This is a genomic window from Aporhodopirellula rubra (assembly GCF_014192335.1).
Classification (GTDB): Bacteria; Planctomycetota; Planctomycetia; order Pirellulales; family Pirellulaceae; genus Rhodopirellula; species Rhodopirellula rubra.
This window is the reverse complement of the sequence record NZ_JACHXU010000018.1, coordinates 109,435-127,351: the sequence shown is the minus strand read 5'-3', so window position 1 is coordinate 127,351 and position 17,917 is coordinate 109,435. Positions and strand designations below refer to the sequence as shown.

The window sequence follows — 17,917 nt, the reverse complement described above, 5'->3', positions numbered from 1 at the left end:
CATGCATTTCAACCCAACACTTAAAGGCGCCTTTGCAATGAAGTTAACTCGAGCGAACTCTTTGGTGACTCGGAATGTCGTGCTCTGCACGTGCATGCTGTTGGTCGCACCACTGTATGCAAGAACGATCGATGTTGCTGAACACGGGATCGTTCCGGGGAAAGATGTGACCTATGAGGTGAATCAGTTGCTCGATTCGGTGAAGGGCGAATCGAATGTCACGTTGGTGTTTCCTGAGGGGCAATATGACTTCCATCCCGAAAATGCCTTGGAAATGTATCGAGCGGTGGCGAACCATGACAACGGTTTGAAGCGATTCGGTTTTCCTCTCTTTGATTGTGAAAACATTACGATCGACGGCGGAGGGTCGCTGTTTTTGTTTCACGGTCGGATGGTGCCCGTGACGATCGAACGTACGCGAGGAGCCACGCTGAAGAATTTTTCTATCGATTGGGTGCGGTCGTTTCATGCCGAGATGACCGTGGTCGAGCGAGACGAAGCCGACAAAAGTTTTGTCGTTGAGACGGATCCTGAAAAATATCCCTACACCATTGCCGGCGGCAATATCCTGTTCCAACGTTATGGTCAAGATGATCCGATCGGTTCGAATATGGTGTTCGATCCGGAAACCCGTTCACCGATTTATGAAACTAATCAGTACTCGGTGAATTCGAAGAGGGCAAAGGTCACGGCGACTGGGAAAAATCGTTTTCGTATTGAAAACGGCGTCAAGCGGGCACCTCCGATCGGCAGTGTGCTGGTCGCCTACGGAGTTCATCCGACGAGTCGTTTGTGTCAGGCGATTCATGTGACCAATTCGGCTGATGTTGTCATCGAAAATGTGACGATTCACGACGCCGGTGGGATGGGGCTGATTGTTGAACGCACCGACAACGTCACGTTGGATCATTTGGTTGTCACGTCAACGGATGACCGGATCGTTTCAACTCGCGCCGATGCGACTCACTTCATTGGTTGCAAAGGAACGATCAAGCTCGAGAACTGCTTGTTTGAGCATATGCTTGACGACGGCATTAACGTTCATGGGGCATATGTCAAAGTTGAAGAGTATTTGGGAGACCGCGAGTTCCTGTGCGAAATTAGCCATTTTCAACAATGGGGCCTGACGTTTGCTCAGCCAGGTGACCAGATCGCGTTGCTGTCACGCACAACGATTTTGCCATTTGCAGAGACGACGGTTGAGAGCGTGAAGGTGCTCAACGAACATCGTTTTGTAATGACGGTGAAGGAAGTTCCCGATACGATGCCAGAGGGACCCCTGTCGGTTGAAAATCTGACCTGGTATCCAGATTTGATCATGCAAAATAACACGATTCGAGAGAATCGGGCACGCGCCGTGTTGGTCACGACCAAGGGAAAAGTGTTGATCGAGAACAACTATTTCGGTTCGCAAATGCATGGCATTTTGATCGAAGGTGACAACAACAAATGGTACGAATCGGGAGCGGTTCAAGACATCACGATTCGCAACAATGTGTTTGACAATGTCGGCTACGAGGCAACCGCCCGGTATCCGTTGCTCGCGTCGCCGCTCTTCACCGCCGATCAGCATTGGGGCGAAGGGCATTATCATCGAAACATCGATTTCACTGGAAATACCCTGAAGAGCTTCAACGGTTTGATCGCCAACGCTCGGTCGGTGAAGGGGCTGAATATTTCCGGAAACACGATCGAATTTAGCAACGATTATCCTCCTGTTGATGTCGGTGACGCAATTGTATTGGAGTATTGCGATGATGTGACGATCCGAAACAATAAAGTCCTCGGGTTCGACCATGAATTGACCGTGGGGGCGTCGATAGACACAACCAATCTGAAGGTCGAAAGCAATGCCGGCTTAGGAGAAGCCCGCGATAACAAGAAATCGCCATCGGTTGACGACGTCGGGGCGGTCGGTCATCAACCGAATATCCTGTTGCTCTTCGTTGACGATCTAGGATGGAATGATCTTGGGTATCGCAACGCGAAGTTCGAGACTCCCAATGTTGATCGTTTGGCGGCCGAGAGCGTTGATTTCGAACGGGCCTACATCCCGAGTCCGACGTGCAGTCCCAGTCGCGCGACGCTACTGACAGGCAAACACCCGACCCGTTTGCAAATCGTACGGCACATTCCCAACGAACCCAAATTCGGCTTTGACAAATTTGGTCGGACCGATGACGAATTCAATTTGTGGGAGACTGACCCGGCGCAGTTTCCGTGTCGAAATTGGCTGCCGTTGGAACACACGACTTATGCGGAGACGCTCAAAGGACTGGGGTATTACAATCAGTTTTTCGGTAAATGGCATCTCGGCCATGAGCCCTATCATCCGATCAAACAAGGCTTTGATGCACAGTTCGGAACGAGCAACGCGGGGCATCCGAAGTCGTACTATCCACCATTTTTTAAAAACTCTGATGTGTTGGCGGATGAGAAAGAACGCTACCTCACCGACACGCTGACCGATGAGGCGGTGCGGTTTGTAAAGCAATATGATCGCGATCAACCGTTCATGTTGTCCATGTGGTATTACAATGTGCATCGGCCACCGGTGGGGCGCCGTGATTTCGTTGAAGACTTCGAGGCAAAAGGGTACGCCAAAGAAGATGCGGTTTACGCCGCTCAAGTGAAAGCGGTGGACGAATCGGTGGGGCGTTTGCGTGAGGCACTGGCGCAGAAAGAGATCGACAAGGACACCGTGGTAATTTTCTTGTCCGATCAAGGCAGTTGGTATCAGAACTTGCCTCTTCGCGGCAGCAAACGCGTTGACGCGTTGTGTGAGGGTGGATCCCGTGTGCCGATGCTGGTGCACTGGCCCGGTGTCAGTAAACCGACTCGGAACGAAAGCCTCGTTCAGTCAACCGATTTGTTCCCGACGATGGTCGAGATCGCGGGCGGAAACCCTGGTGACTATGAAAACCTCGATGGCGTCTCGCTCGTGTCGACGATACGCGAAAACAGTGTACTCGATCGTGGCGAACCCTTGGTCGGATATCGGGCGTACGAGGATCTGTACGTTTCCGTCCGCGAGGGCGATTGGAAGTTGCTCGCTTACCGAAGTGGAAAGGTCAGTCTCTACAACATTCCCGACGATGAAGGCGAGAAACACGACTTGGCGGCTTCTCACCCGGAGATCGTCCACGCGTTGACGCGCAAACTGATTGCGTGGGAAGTGCAAATGGGAGTTCAGGAATACTCGGGCGTTCAGTGAACAGAAGGCTGTTGAGCTGATCAGGCGGCAGGTTATCGTCGCGGTTTGTCGCATATGCAAAGGTTTTTGTCGCATGGATAGCTATGTTTGCGTACTCACCATGCCTAGCATGAGGACGCGTCGCGAATGCCGAATTTGCCTTCCATCTCAACTCTTTCGCTACACACCGGTTCGGGGTGTTCTCGGGAGTGCAATCGATTTGGTGAGAGCCGGTGTGAGGCCGAAGCTGTTTGGCTTCGGGGGTGATTTTTATTGGATTGTGATCGCGGCGTTTGTGAACGTTCCGCGACCGAATTCTTCGATTTTCAATTTACGAGAAACTCATTACAGATATGTCATTCAAAACAATTTCGGCCTTCGTCTTGTTGGTCGCGATGATCGTCCCGGCGAGAGCGGATCAGGTACTCGTTGAAGCAGAGAGCTTCGACACGCATGGGGGATGGAAACTCGATACGCAGTTCATCGACACGATGGGGTCACCGTATTTGTTGGCACATGGGTTGGGGAAACCGGTCAGAGACGCATCGACAACGGTTACCTTTCCGAGCACCGGAGAGTATCGCGTTTATGTTCGCACAAAGGATTGGGTAGCCCGTTGGAATGCACCCGGGCAACCAGGCCGTTTTCAGTTGATCGTCGACGGTAAGCCGCTCGACGAGACGTTCGGAACCAAAGGGGCGGAATGGTTTTGGCATGATGGTGGGACGGTTAATATCAAGGATGTGCAAACAACGGTTTCGCTCAAAGACTTGACCGGGTTTGACGGTCGATGCGACGCGATTTTGTTTACCCAGGGCGATGAGGCTCCACCGAACACTTCGGCGATCCTTCCGGGCTGGCGTCGCGAAATGTTAGGGCTCAAGGAAACACCGACTGAAGAAGATGGCTATCACCTCGTCGTGATCGGTGGTGGATATTCGGGTTTGGGCGCCGCGATTTCCGCTGCACGGATGGGGTGCAAAGTTGCGCTCGTGCAAAATCGTCCGGTCCTCGGTGGGAACGGATCGAGTGAGATTCGTGTTTGGGCGATGGGGAATATCCGTCGCGGCAAGTACCCACGGATCGGCGAGATCATTGAAGAAATTTCGGATCACGCCACGAAATCGCCTGGTACCTATGAAGAATTCGAGGACGCCAAAAAGGAAGCGATCGTTCGTGCCGAAGAGAACATCGATTTGTTCCTTAATCACCACGCGTTCAAGGTGGAGATGAACCAGTCTTCGATCCAGGCGGTTCATGCGTTTGACACTCGTACGAGTGAGGTGAAGCGGTTCACGGGACGGTTCTTCGTTGACTGTACCGGTCATGGGACTATCGGCCATCTCGCCGGTGCCGATCTCGAAATGACGCCGAAGGGGCGGATGGGAATGAGCAACATGTGGGCATGGAATGAGGCAGATGTTCCTGTTACGTTTCCCGAAACACCGTGGGCACTGGATTTGAACATGGCCGACTTCCCCTATCCACGCGAGCATCACGGTCAGTGGTTTTGGGAAGGCGGGTTCGACAAAGATCCGATTGACGGTGCCGAAGCGATCCGCGATTGGAATTTGCGTGCCGTCTATGGTGCGTTCAATGCGATGAAGAACGGTGACGGTGCCGACGAGCATCCTTCGGCGTTCTTGACATGGATCGCATACATCGGCGGTCCTCGAGAATCTCGTCGTTTGATGGGCGATGTTGTTTTGACAAAAGAGGACGTGATCTCGAAACGTGATTTTAAAGACGGGTGCGTGCCGACGACGTGGTCGATTGATTTGCACTATCCCAAAGAACAATATGCGGAGAAGTTTCCTGAGAATCCTTTCATTTCTAAAGCGGTGCATGATCGCCGGATCGATCGCAACTATGGGTATCCGGTTCCGTATCGATGTTTCTATTCACGGAACATCGACAACCTGTTCATGGCAGGGCGCAATGTCAGCGTGACGCACGAGGCGTTGGGTACGACCCGAGTGATGAAGACGTGTGGAATGATGGGCGAAGTTGTTGGACGCGCGACGAGCCTTTGCATTTTGCACGATTGTTTACCTCGTAGCATTTACGAACGTTACTGGGACGAAATGCATGAGTTGCTCCTGTTGCCTGGAAAAGCACGACGTCAGACGGTCGATGCCGAAATTGAAATTCCTGAAGATGCGATGACCAAAGCGACTGACCAGGGGCTCGCGATGGGGATTGATCCCGCTTCACTTCCTGGGATCGTGATTGACGACAGTCAGGCGAAAAAGTCACCGAAATGGCGGCCGAGTATCAGCTTGGAAGGGTTCGTGGGAACGAACTACCTTTTCAGCCATGGGTACGACGATGCGACCATTGAGTTCAAAGCAGACACGCCGAGCCAGGGGCGGTTCGAGATTCGCATCGCGTATCGTCCGCATGCAAATTGTGGCGATCAGGTTCCTGTCACGATCGGAATTGGTGACAAAGTCTCGACGGTCAGGGTGAACATGCAAGAACCGCCTTCGGACGGAATTTTCCATTCGATCGGTCGGTTTGATTTGGCCGAAGGAGTTCCCGTCACGGTGACGCTCGCGACGGAGGGTGCCGGTAGGGATGTTCACGCCGATGCAGTACAGATTCTTCCTATCGGTGAATAAGCCATTGCCGGGTGGATGTTTTCTCAAACGTCTCGTCGCTGAGCAGCGAGACGTCGCGGGGCTCCAGGGAGTGAAAGATTTGACTTGTCCTAGATGAGTGGCGACACTGAGCCGGTAATCGATTCGATTTCCGGCTGCCGTGAGACCGATCCGTCGGAGCTCGCGCAGTTCCCGCCTACAACAAAAGTGGACAAGCATTATGTTCCATTCCCTCCCCACAGCTCTGGCCACGCGTTTGAAACGGTTCCAACGCAGGTTGGCTCATTCGGCACGTCGACCATTGTCACTGTTGCTCACGGTGGCGATCATCATAGTGTCGGTTGCCCTGGTTGGCTCACCTACTCACGCGGATGCACCTGATCGGCCGAATATCGTTTTGATCATGGCTGACGATATGGGGTTCTCTGACATCGGGTGTTATGGAGGAGAGATCGACACACCGAACCTTGACGCGTTGGCCGCGCGGGGGATGCGGTTTCGCAATTTTTACAACAATGCCAAGTGCGAGATGACGCGGGCTTCGTTGTTGACCGGGCGTTGGTGGCATCACGTGGGAGCCTCGCCTACGGTGCATTACAGTGCGCCAACGTACGGCGAACGGATGCGAGACGCGGGGTATCGAACCCTGATGGTTGGCAAATGGCACGCGGGGCAGACGCCGTATCAGCGTGGGTTTGACCGGCACTACGGTCTTACCGATGGGTGTTGCAACTATTGGAATCCAGGGCATGCGAGGGAGGGTGAGCCGGAGCCGGCGAAGAAGCGGGTTCGGCGTTGGGCGATCGACGAAAAGGAATTTTATCCGTATCAGCCACCGACGGATGATTTTTATACGACCGATGCGTTTACAGATTACGCGGTGAAGTATCTCGACGAATACAAAGATGAGGACAAACCGTTTTTGTTGTATGTAGCCTACACAGCACCCCACTATCCGCTGCATGCGAGCGAAGAGGACATCGCAAAATTCCGTGGACGTTACGGCGAGATCGGTTGGGACGAGTTGCGTCGGCGGCGTTTCGCCAGACAGCTCGAACTCGGCGTTCTGCCGCCGGGAACGCAGCTCTCGCCGCGAGATCCGAATGCGCCGGCATGGGAGGATGTTCCCGAATCGGAACGTGATCTCTGGGATTTGAGAATGGCGACCTATGCGGCGATGATCGACCGCATGGATCGTGGGATCGGACGCATCCTTGAGCAGATCGAAAAAAATGGTGACACGCAAAACACGATGGTGTTTTTTCTATCGGACAATGGTGCGACCGACGATTCAGCGGATCGCTCCACCGTTGCCGGTGCGATGCCCTGGGAAGTGACGAGTTTTCAGACTCAGGGGAGAGGTTGGGCGAACGCGTCGAACACGCCTTATCGCAAGTACAAGACGACCAATTATGAAGGCGGTACACGGACTCCGATGATTGCCGCTTGGCCGAGCGTGACCGAGCCTGGGGCGATTACCGACCGGGTCGGTCACCTAATCGATTTCATGCCGACGATGTTGGCCGCTGCGGGGGTGACTCCGGACAAGGAGTTGCCGGGCAAACCGTTGCAGGATGCCCTCAACGGAACATCTCAAGACCGCCCGTGGCCAATGTTCTGGCAGTTCAACCGAGCCAAGGCGATTCGGGATCACCAGTGGAAATTGGTGCGGTTCGGTCAGTCGAATTGGGAGTTGTATGATCTCGACGCCGATCCGACCGAATGTCATGACCTTACCTCCGATCACCCCGAGAAAGTCCAGGAACTCACTCGGCAATGGGAAACGTGGTGGGAATCCAAAGAGGAGCGTTGACTCATTGGAGGGGAAAGAGGCGCGGCGGCGTCTCGGAGCAGGTATGATTGAGGCAACATCTTTTCACCTCACCTTCGTTTCGAGTGACATCGTTGAGTTCTTCCGCCCCCGATCCTGGTCCTCCCGCGCCGCCGGTTCCACGTGGTTCGCGTAAGTCCGGCCCCAAAGTCGCCGCTGGAGGGCCGGACCACATGGCAGTTGCTGCACCGGCAGTTGCTACGCCCGCAGTTCCCACGCTCGACGTCAGCCAAGTTTCCGAGTTGGCCAAACGCGTCATCGGGAATGTCGAGTTGGCGATCGTGGGTAAGCGGAAGCAGTTGATCTTATCGCTCGTCGCGTGGTTGAGTGGTGGGCACATCCTGCTCGAAGACGTGCCGGGGGTTGCTAAGACGATGCTCGCTCGCGCGTTGGCAAGGAGTTTGGGGTGTCAATTCAAACGGGTGCAGTGCACACCCGACCTGTTGCCCTCGGATGTGACGGGCACGTCTATTTTTAATCAGAAGGAATCGGAGTTCGAGTTCCGCCCGGGCCCCGTTTTCACACAGATCCTGCTCGCCGACGAAATCAATCGGGCGACCCCGAGAACCCAAGCGTCGTTGCTCGAGGCGATGGCGGAAGGACGCGTGACGGTTGACGGGAAGACGTACACTTTAAAACCACCTTTCCTGGTTATCGCGACTCAAAACCCCGTCGACCACGAGGGAACGTTCCCATTGCCCGAGGCGCAGTTGGACCGGTTTTTGATGCGTTTCTCGTTAGGGTATCCGACGGTCGAAGAAGAGTTGCGGATGCTCGATATGTTGCAACGGACCCACCCGGTCGACACACTCGAGGCGGTCGCGACGGCGGAACAGTTGGTCGCCGCACAGGCAGCGATCCGCGAAGTCCATGTCGATCCACGTGTGAGGCATTACTTGTTGCAGGTGGTTCATCAAACACGACACAGTGAACATCTCGCGTTGGGCGGCAGTCCTCGCGCGACGATCGCCCTGTTTCGGTGTTCTCAAGCGATGGCGGCGATTCGCGGCCGCAGTTTCGTGTTGCCTGACGACGTTAAAAAAGTGATCCCGCCGGTTATGAATCACCGGTTGATTTTGCGGCCTGAGAGTCGGTTGCGAAAACTCACCACCGAGAAAATTCTCGACGAGATTCTTGGAGAGATTGCCGTACCGACAATCCACGCGTGACGTCATCTGCCGTGAAAGATCCCACTTCTCTCGCTGAATCGAATTCCCCCGAGGACATGTCGGGGGTGTTTACGGTCGTGGCCGTTTGCGCCGGGATCTTGATTTTGGGGATGATTGCGGGGGCCGGGCTTTGGATGATGGCGGCGGTGACGGTGGCGTTGGTCGTTGGTGCCGGCGCGTTCGTGTCCGCCCAGTGGTCGGTGCATGTTGTCGCCCAGCGAGAGGATCTTCCGGGCGAGGGCCGCGACCTCGAGGTGTTGATCGGATCGCGTGTTCCGGTTTGTGTTGCGGTGACCAACAACGGTCGATTGCCTGTCGCGTGGGTTCTCGCCGAAGATCTGCTGCCTCGCGCGGCGGGCGGTGAGAGCATGCAGCACGACGACTCGGTGGCGCGAGTGCGGATGCCTCCACTGAGCGTTGATGGTGCTCGCCTAGCAGTGATGACGTTGTGGCCGGGGCAAACAAAGCACCTGCGATATGTCGTTCATTGTCGACGGAGGGGCTATTTTCAGATCGGTCCCACGGTGCTCGAAACCGGTGACCCGGTGGGGATGTTCCGCCGTTATCGCTTGGGGACGCGTCCGATGTTTGTCACCGTGTTGCCACGAATTGAACTGATCTCGACGTATGAAATCGGATCGCGACGGCCGATCGGTGAAATCCGAATTCGTGCTAACGTGATGCCCGACCCCACGCGGTTACGCGGGATTCGGCAGTGGCAAACCGGAGATCCGATGCGGAGTGTGCATTGGGCCGCGACGGCTCGCACGGGGACGCTGCACACCAAAATATATGAGCCATCGTCGGTCATTGGTGCGACAATCATTGTCGACATGCATGTGTCGACTAACCCCGATCACAACGAGCCCATTCGCACGGATTTGAGCGTTGTCGCGGCGGTTTCGATCGCGGCGGCACTCCATGACGCGGGCGAGCCGTTTGGTTTGGCGACGAACGGGCGAGATGCCGCCGATCGGGTTCGCACCGAAGGATTCCTAGGTGATCACCGGATCGGAGATCATTTCGAAGTTCGCGATGCAGCGGGAAAAGCCGCCGTGATGCTAGCGAAGAACGACCGGCTGCGACCGGTCATGATTGATGTGGATCGCGGGCCGCTGCATCTGAAGGAGATGACGCGAACGTTGGCGAGATTGGAACGCACCGACGGACTCACGTTACCCGATTTTCTGATCGAGACAGAGTCGCGTCTGTCGAGTGAAACGACGCTCTTGGTCATTCTGCAACAGGCTCCCGAAGAGACTGTCGCGGCGTTGGTGAATCTATCTCGACGAGGATGGGCGATTGCGGTTGTGATCAACACGCTGAACATTGACGACTATACGCGTCTAGCAGCGCCGCTGCTCGCCGAGAATATTCACGTGTCTCATCTCTTGAATCAAGACAGCATACGTGATGTCTGTCGTGAACAGATGATGCGATAGTGGAACGTCTATCGCCGGGTCGCGGCACCGTAAAGGCTTCGTTTCGACACCTTGGGTACGGCAATCGGGGTCGGTTGAATGTCGAACGGGAAACGTTCAGCAACACACTTAACTGGGATACCTTGCGTCGTCTTTTGGCTGACGTGTTCGGCAAGTTTGGGATCGAGGTTAAACGCGCGGTACTCGTTCATGACGCGAAGGATCTCGGGAGCGTATTCAAAACCGCCGTCGGGGAGTTCACGGCCGAGGGATTCAAAGCTGCCGATCGTGACGACCGATTTGGTTCTATCGTGGAACTGATAGGCCTCGATTCCGTCGGCACGCAGCAACGCAACCATGCGGTTTGCGTCGGCACCGCAACGTTCGAGTCGGTCACCGTTGGGGATGAACGATTGCTCCTTCTTGCCGTCAACGATCGTGTTGAAGCCGGAGAACGTTCGAACGACGACGGTGTATTTGCCTTGGCAGTCCAGCAAACTGTGAGGTTTGTCGTCGTTGAGGCGGCGAACGAACGAGTCAACTTGAGGTGCTTGGAAGTAATCGTCCGGCAGCATCGGGTTGCGGGTTAAGAACGCGTTGCCCATCGCACCGAGTTCTTTGTCGCCGAAGCGTTTGGTGAGTTGGTGGTGCAACGCTTTGACCGCGGTGACGGGGTTGCGGTAGTCCGTTTCGGCGGCCATTTCTTTTTCATCACCGAAGACTGCGCACGATGCTGTTTTAATTCGCTGCAGGTCCGTTTCGATCTGCGGGTGTTGTGACGAGTCGTACTCGCCGACCAGAACCGCGTGTGCCTTGTAACGAATCTCGTTCTTGTATCTCATCCGCCGAGTTGTCGATGACATGCCGCCGGAGTTGCGAATGGGGGAACCCGGGTTGATGTTGCCGGAGAAGTCAAAGTCTTCTTCGTAGACAAAGGCGGGTAATTGCAGGTCGCGGCGGATTTCGAGAACGAGGCGTTCAGCCCGTTCTTTCGATCCTTCGCCGACGAACGTGTGAGCGAGCACCATCCAGGGGCCGTCTTCTTCAGACAGGTTGTAGGCTTTGGACGCATCCGCCTCGACGGCATTGTTTCCGCGTGAGAACATTCTCAGCAAGGAAGGTCCGTCGCCGAATGCCTGTTGTGACGAGATCAACGTTGTCGCGAGCACCAAAGCCGCGATCCATTGGTCAAACAGTAACCGGTTCATGGGCGTCCTGAGCATGGAAGGTACTTTCTTGTTTTGGTGGTCTGTTGATCACTCGCCGACGCGATATAAAGGTCGGTGGTGGTGTTGGATTTTGGCTCGGAGGGCTCGGGCTGGATTTGGATCACTAGCAAGTTTCCGTCGTTCACGTAAAGAGTGACTCGATAAACAATGGGACTGAAAAGTGATGCGGTTAAACTGTGTTTGAACAGTAGATTGTGTGCCACTGAGTGCGCCGGCGTCTTTCGATGCGGCGATGCGGTAGAGATCACAGTTGGCATCGGCGGTATCATGAGGCCAGTATCCAAAAACGATTTGCCGCATGGGAGCGAGTGTGGTCGCTTCACCAGCACCCTCGTTTTGAGTTACAATGCGAGTAGCTTCTTTTCTCCAAGGTAGGAAAAACTGATGTCAAAACCTCCTGAAACATCGCGACGTTTGACCGTAAACGCCGCTTTTCTCAAGGACATCAAGGAAGACAACCGCGACCTCAAAATCCTAATGGATCGACTGCGCCATTTGACGCAGCCTCTCGAGGCGGCAGCGAATCATTGGTCGGAATTGATCTCCCTGTTCGAAGATTTACGCGACCAGTTGGCGTTACACTTTGGGCTCGAAGAAGCCTACGGGTACTTTGATGAAGCCATCGGGACCGATGCCGAGTTGTCGGTAACGGCGGATTGCCTGCGTTCGCAACATGCGGTGTTGTTTGAGGAGGCCAGGCACATGGCTGAAGCGGCTGCCGCGGCTTGCACCGGGGATACTCCCATTGAGGGGACGACGCCAGAGGTGACGACCGCCCAAGAGAAAATTTTGCGACGATTTGAAGGCTTTGTTGAGCAGTTCAATGAACACGAGGAAGCCGAATTGAAGCTGATTTTGGATGCCCTCGAAGAAGATCTCGGCGTTGGGGATTGAGAGCCAAATTCGACTTGAGACAAAATCCGAATTTTTCTAAGGTTCGCCGGTAGTCGCCGCTCTTGCGTCACGGTGGGTCAACGAGGACCCCCGCGATTGATCGCAAACGGCTCGATCTTTCGAACCGCTCGGATAAAGGAGTGTCCGCACATGTCGAACTCAGCACCACTCGGCTCAATAACGCAATCTGAAACTCAATCGCCAACATTCACGCACCAGCCACTGCGTTATCGGATTCGACGCTCACTCGTCTTGCTCGCCGCAATCACCGCGATTTCGGTCGGGTTTTTGCAAATGCGGGTCGAAGCTGCCGAATCATCCGTGGTCGCCGTGGTCAATGCCGACCCGATCACCCGGGACGCTCTGGGCAACGCCTCATTGCAGCGATACGGCACCGATGTCCTCGACAACCTGATCAACCGTCATTTGATCTTGCAAGAGTGCAAACGTCGCGGAATCACCGTGACGGCCGAAGAGGTTCGTGCGGAAATTATTCGCGTTGCGAAGAAGTTTGGGCTCGGGGTAGACGCCTATTTGCAACTGCTCCAAGAGGAACGCGACATCACGCCGGACCAGTACAGCAATGAAATCATTTGGCCGATGCTCGCTCTGCGGAGTCTCGTCGCCGACCGCGTCGAAGTCACGCAGGAAGAATTCAATCGCGCGTTCTTGTCGCAATTCGGTGAAGCGGTCAAATGTCGCATGATCATGATCGGCGACCAATCCAAAGCCAACCAAGTTCACGCCCAAGCCAAGGCGGACCCGGACAGCTTTGTTCGTTTGGCGAAGCAACACAGTGAGGACGAAACGAGTGCGAGTGTTGGTGGTCTGATCCCACCGATCCGTCGTTACATGGGCGATTCGCGACTCGAGGAAACCGCATTTTCATTAGCCGATGGAGACGTCTCTCCGCTCATTCAAATTGGTGACCAGTGGATCTTCATGCAGGCCGTTCGTCGGATGCCTGCGACTCACCCGAGTCCACAAGCGTTGCCCGCGATTAACGAACAAATCAAAGATCGAATTCGCGACGAGAAGATGAAAGGTGCGGCATCGGAATTGTTCGCTCAATTGCAGAAACAAGCCAACGTCGTCACGATCCTCGGCGATGAGGCCGCACAAACGCAGCATCCTGGTGTCGCGGCGATCATCAACGGCCAGCAAATTTCGATCGCGACCGTCGCCGCGGAATGCATCAAACGCCACGGCGAAGACGTGCTCGAAGGCGAGATCAATCGCAAGCTTCTTGGTCAGGCTCTCAAACAAGCAAACAAAACGGTCACGCAAGAAGACATCAGCGCCGAAATCGCACGTGCCGCAATCAGCTACGGATACGTCCGAAGCAACGGACAGGCGGACACCGAGGCATGGTTGGAAGCGGTTTTATCGCAGGGCGATGTGACCCGTGAATTGTATATCGAGGATTCGGTTTGGCCGAGTGTGGCGTTGAAGCTGCTCGTTGAGGAAGGGATCACCATTTCTCAGAAAGATCTCGAGCAGGGATTTGCGTCCGCGTTCGGTCCACGTGCCGAAGTTCTCGCAGTCGTGTTGTCAGATCAACGAACGGCACAAAAGGTATGGGAGCTCGCTCGTGACAATCCGACCGATGCATTCTTCGGTCAACTTGCTGAGCAGTACAGCATCGAGCCGACGTCGTCGAGCAACTTCGGAAAAGTGCCACCGATTCGCCAGTTCGGTGGGCAGGCGTCGATCGAAAAAGAAGTCTTCGCGATGAAGCCGGGCGAACTCAGTGGCATCATCGCCACGGGTGACAAGTACATCATTCTCCGTTGCCAAGGTTTTACGGAGCCTGTTGTTGATGATATCTCGGTGGTCCAAGAGGAGTTGGAACGAGATCTTCGGGAGAAGAAGCTCAACATCGCGATGGGGATGAAGTTTGACCAGCTCAAACAGTCCGCTGAGATTGACAATTTCTTCTCGGTGGCCAATTCGCAGGCACGTGTGGCTACGCGTCCCGCAGGCCGCTAGCGACTGAGCAATAAACAATGTCGTAGCGCAGGTTGCGAGGCTGCAAAACCATCCTCGGCCTGTGCTACGAATCGGACAATGATCGCGGGTAACGTGTTACGATTTTAATACGTTGCCCGCGATTTTTCATTTTGGCCAGGGCGACCCAGGCTGCTCAAATGGATTGGACGTCGTCACCGACGGGGGCCCAATCCGCCTACGGCGATGGCGTGATGCGCAGCAGCATCAGGCTGCGAGTTCTTCGTGCGTGTCGTTGGAGTGACAGCATCGTTTCGCGTACTTGGTGGCGTTTTCGCGTTCTGAGAACACGCGGTGGAGCGAACGCGTTAGGCAGAGTTCGAAATTGGCTGCGAGGTCGATAGATTGAGCGTTCGGTTCGCTGGGCGGGCCTTCAATACGCGCGTCGATGCTGGTTCGCTTGTTCCGCGAGTGGTTTCGGACGATTCCGTGTGCGGATCTCTGGCGGTGATTCTCGTATGGACGGTTGAACATGGCGTCGTGACGAAGGCGATGAGGGGCCACGTGCCTGCTATTTTGCCGACACTGCAGCGACTATACTGCCGCTGTTGCCTAGATAGGAACGTGCACGGCACCGCTAGGATTTTGGAGATTGAGTCACGGGATGGCGGTTTTTGACCGACCCGATCGCTCGCGTGACGGGCAGGTATTCTAGTCCGGTATCACTTGCCCAAATTCTCAGCGACCAGGCACATCGTTCCTAATGTCAGGCATGCTTGCCGATGAGAGAGTCGCCACAGTCCAGTTCGCTGGCAACTGCTATCTCATCACCCCACCCACCCTCCCACACCCTTGATCCGATGGACGTTATGGAAAATCGAAAGAAGCTGCTTGTTGCCGGAATACTCACTCTCATTGCGGCCGGGATCGGATTCGCGGTGCGGGGCGGGTTGTTAGAAATATGGTCCGCGCAATATGGATTCACGATGACCGAACTCGGTCAAATCACCGGTGGTGGTTTGGTGGGTTTTGGTGCGGTGATTTTGTTTGCCGGATTCTTGATCGATACGATCGGTTACAAACGGCTAATGTTGATCGCGTTGGTTTGCCACGTGATTTCGGCGGCGATGTTGTTCGCGGCGACGCCCGTGTTTAACGCCAGCGGTAAAGAAGCGGTGTATGCGCTGTTGTATTGGTCGATGTTTATCTTCGCCATTGGTAATGGGATTTGTGAGGGTGTGATCAACCCGTTGACTGCGGATCTGTTTCCCGAAGCGAAGACGCACTACCTCAATATTCTGCACTCGGGTTGGCCGGCTGGTTTGGTCATCGGCGGTTTGATCGTGTTCGCCAAGGGGCTCGTCGCCTGGGAGATCTTGATGGCGACGTTCCTGGTGCCGGTGGCAATTTACGGATTCATCATTGCGTTTGAGACGTTCCCGAAGACGGCTGCGGAGCAAGGAGCGACGTCGTACGGTGGCATGATCCAGCGTCTGATCGGGCCTTTCTTCTTGATCCTGTTGGTTGCACATGCTTGTGTTGGTTACGTCGAGTTGGGTACCGACTCGTGGATCAACAAAATTACCGCTAGCATTTTGAGCAGTGCGACGCTCGGCACCGCGTTGTTTATCTACACGTCGTTGTTGATGACTGTCTTGCGTTTCTTTGCCGGGCCGATCGTGCACCGCATTTCGTCATTGGGGCTGTTGTTGGTAAGTGCCCTGATTGGTGCACTCGGTTTGTATCTGATCAGCACCGGTACCAACGTTTACTTCATGTTCTTTGCTGCAACCGTCTACGCCGTTGGTAAAACGTTCCTGTGGCCAACGATGCTCGGTGTTCTCGGTGAGCGTTATCCGCAAAGTGCGACGATCGGGATGGCCGTCATGGGGTGCGTTGGAATGCTCTCGGCGGGAGCTCTCGGTGGTCCCGGGATTGGTTACAAGCAGGATTATTTTGCATCCAATCAACTGCAAGAAGTCGCACCGGAGACTTTCGCACGCGTCAAAGCACCCAACGAAAACCAGTTTCTGTTCTTCCCGCCAATCACGGGGATTGATGGAGCGGCCGCCGGGATGCTCGGTGACAACGGTGAGGCGATCGAAAGCGAACGAGAAATCGCAGGCGAAGCGTGGGCAACCGAGAAATTCGATGAGCCTCGTAAGCAATATGATTGGTGGCAGGCCAACAAGGAATTTGCCGAGGTGGACGCCGAACCGGTTGCCGGAGCAACCTTGTACGGTAGTCGGATGGCGTTACGGGTGACGGCGTTAGTGCCGTTGACGATGGCGTTGTTGTATCTCATTCTGCTCGTGGCGTTCAAAAAGCCTAAGCATATTGATGAAGAGATTGTGGAAGAGAGCGAAGCCATCGGCGCCGTTTAGCTCTTCCTGCACCACGTTCCCACGAACCTAGCGAGCGGTTTTGACTTTCCTTGGATTCGTTTTGAAGAGTTTACTGAGGCGTCCCTTCCGGACCTTTCTGACGCTCGCAGCACTCGCCACCGCGATCGGTTCCGTCATGGCACTGGTCGGGGTGGCAGACGGTTTCGCGGATTCGTTTCGTGGGGTGTATGAATCCCACCAAGTCGACCTCGTTGTTTCGCGGCAGGGCTCCGCCGACCGGCTCAGTAGCTCGTTGGCGGATGATTTCCCGCAGAGGATTTCGACCGTCGACGGGGTGGCCCGTGCCGCGGGGGTCTTGCTCGAAACGTTGTCGATCGAAGACCAGCAGATTTACGGCATTCCCGCGATGGGGTTGCGTACGGACAGTTGGCTGTTCGCAGACTACGGGCTCGAACCACACGTGGATTCGGCTTCGAAGGTTGTGGAGATGGAGTTGAATCCTGCGTCGCCTGAAGGTGACGAAGAGGCCGAAACGATCTATCTGGGGCAGAATCTTGCCGATCGAATGGAGTCGAAGGTCGGCGACGAGGTGATGTTATTTGACGAGCCGTTTCGCGTCGGCGGAACGTTCCAGAGTGGCAGCATCTGGGAAAACGGCGCGATGATTTTGCCCTTGTCCGCACTGCAGCGTTTGACGGGGCGGGAAGGGCAATTGACGTATATCAACGTCGTGCTTGATGAGACCGTCGAACGCGAAGAGGTCGACTTAGTGGTTAAGCGTTTGGAGGCGATCGATCCCAAACTGCTCGCCCTGCCCACGGATGAATTTGTCGATACCGACCGTCGCATGCAAATGGCAGGTTCGATGGCGTGGATGACGTCGGCAATCGCGCTACTCGTCGGAGCTATTGGGACGCTGAACACGATGATGACGAGTGTGCTCGAACGTACCGGAGAGATTGGCGTGTTGAGAGCGATCGGATGGCCTACTCGCCGAGTCGCCATGATCGTGATGTTGGAATCGGTGATCCTATCGCTGTTAGCGACGCTGATCGGCGGGATCGGTGCGGCGGTTTTGCTGTCGATTTTATCTTCAACAGAGTCGGCCGCAGGCGTACTTCAACCATCGATCGCGATGTCGGTGTGGGTGCGCGGTGCGATGATCGGTCTCGGAATCGGTGTCGTCGGAGCACTCTTGCCGGCGTACCGGGCAACCCGGCTGCATCCCACCGAAGCGCTCCGCCACCAAGGCTAGAGTCTCTCGTTTTGCCGCAACGGTAGCTATCGT

10 protein-coding genes are annotated in these 17,917 nt (G+C 55.1%); 9 read left to right on the top strand and 1 reads right to left on the bottom strand.

Annotated elements, in window-relative coordinates; genetic code table 11:
- Position 1 precedes the first annotated feature (1 nt).
- From FHS27_RS21860 to FHS27_RS21840, 5 genes are all read left to right on the top strand, one after another.
- Positions 2-3,214 carry a sulfatase-like hydrolase/transferase gene (locus FHS27_RS21860; RefSeq protein ID WP_246420520.1) on the top strand — a complete coding sequence of 1,071 codons (3,213 nt, stop codon included), beginning with the start codon at positions 2-4 and terminating at the stop codon, positions 3,212-3,214.
- 332 nt (positions 3,215-3,546) lie between these two features.
- On the top strand, positions 3,547-5,814 hold the full coding sequence (locus FHS27_RS21855) for an FAD-dependent oxidoreductase (RefSeq protein WP_184307001.1): 2,268 nt from the start codon (positions 3,547-3,549) through the stop codon (positions 5,812-5,814).
- A 199-nt stretch (positions 5,815-6,013) separates the two neighbouring features.
- The gene (locus FHS27_RS21850) at positions 6,014-7,606 is read left to right on the top strand and encodes an arylsulfatase (protein ID WP_184306999.1); all 1,593 of its coding nucleotides are present in this window, start codon (positions 6,014-6,016) and stop codon (positions 7,604-7,606) included.
- 191 nt (positions 7,607-7,797) lie between these two features.
- Positions 7,798-8,793: an AAA family ATPase gene (locus tag FHS27_RS21845; protein WP_221225298.1), complete on the top strand. Its 996-nt coding sequence runs from the start codon at positions 7,798-7,800 to the stop codon at positions 8,791-8,793.
- A gap of 11 nt (positions 8,794-8,804) precedes the next feature.
- The gene (locus FHS27_RS21840) at positions 8,805-10,235 is read left to right on the top strand and encodes a DUF58 domain-containing protein (protein ID WP_390854216.1); all 1,431 of its coding nucleotides are present in this window, start codon (positions 8,805-8,807) and stop codon (positions 10,233-10,235) included.
- A gap of 8 nt (positions 10,236-10,243) precedes the next feature.
- Here the strand turns inward: FHS27_RS21840 and FHS27_RS21835 are convergent, their stop codons facing one another.
- A complete protein-coding gene (locus FHS27_RS21835; protein WP_184306995.1) occupies positions 10,244-11,422 on the bottom strand; it encodes a hypothetical protein in 1,179 nt (392 codons plus the stop codon).
- 405 nt (positions 11,423-11,827) lie between these two features.
- Here FHS27_RS21835 and FHS27_RS21830 point away from each other — a divergent pair, with 405 nt between their 5' ends.
- The 4 genes from FHS27_RS21830 to FHS27_RS21815 all read left to right on the top strand — a co-directional run bounded on the left by FHS27_RS21830 (position 11,828) and on the right by FHS27_RS21815 (position 17,884).
- Positions 11,828-12,337, top strand: a complete 510-nt coding sequence (locus FHS27_RS21830; protein WP_184306993.1) for a hemerythrin domain-containing protein — start codon at positions 11,828-11,830, stop codon at positions 12,335-12,337.
- 150 nt (positions 12,338-12,487) lie between these two features.
- Positions 12,488-14,326 (top strand): peptidylprolyl isomerase, encoded by a 1,839-nt coding sequence (locus tag FHS27_RS21825; RefSeq protein ID WP_246420516.1) that lies wholly within the window; start codon positions 12,488-12,490, stop codon positions 14,324-14,326.
- 818 nt (positions 14,327-15,144) lie between these two features.
- Complete coding sequence (locus FHS27_RS21820) at positions 15,145-16,668, top strand: MFS transporter (protein ID WP_246420514.1); 1,524 nt, start codon at positions 15,145-15,147, stop codon at positions 16,666-16,668.
- A 40-nt stretch (positions 16,669-16,708) separates the two neighbouring features.
- On the top strand, positions 16,709-17,884 hold the full coding sequence (locus FHS27_RS21815; protein WP_184306991.1) for an ABC transporter permease: 1,176 nt from the start codon (positions 16,709-16,711) through the stop codon (positions 17,882-17,884).
- Positions 17,885-17,917: the final 33 nt, after the last annotated feature.

What these genes read in the sequence shown, in the direction of transcription:
- FHS27_RS21860 (WP_246420520.1), top strand. Translation starts at nt 2, where the DNA reads ATGCATTTCAACCCAACACTTAAAGGCGCCTTTGCAATGAAGTTAACT.
- FHS27_RS21855 (WP_184307001.1), top strand. Translation starts at nt 3,547, where the DNA reads ATGTCATTCAAAACAATTTCGGCCTTCGTCTTGTTGGTCGCGATGATC.
- FHS27_RS21850 (WP_184306999.1), top strand. Translation starts at nt 6,014, where the DNA reads ATGTTCCATTCCCTCCCCACAGCTCTGGCCACGCGTTTGAAACGGTTC.
- FHS27_RS21845 (WP_221225298.1), top strand. Translation starts at nt 7,798, where the DNA reads ATGGCAGTTGCTGCACCGGCAGTTGCTACGCCCGCAGTTCCCACGCTC.
- FHS27_RS21835 (WP_184306995.1), bottom strand. Translation starts at nt 11,422, where the DNA reads ATGAACCGGTTACTGTTTGACCAATGGATCGCGGCTTTGGTGCTCGCG.
- FHS27_RS21830 (WP_184306993.1), top strand. Translation starts at nt 11,828, where the DNA reads ATGTCAAAACCTCCTGAAACATCGCGACGTTTGACCGTAAACGCCGCT.
- FHS27_RS21825 (WP_246420516.1), top strand. Translation starts at nt 12,488, where the DNA reads ATGTCGAACTCAGCACCACTCGGCTCAATAACGCAATCTGAAACTCAA.
- FHS27_RS21820 (WP_246420514.1), top strand. Translation starts at nt 15,145, where the DNA reads ATGGACGTTATGGAAAATCGAAAGAAGCTGCTTGTTGCCGGAATACTC.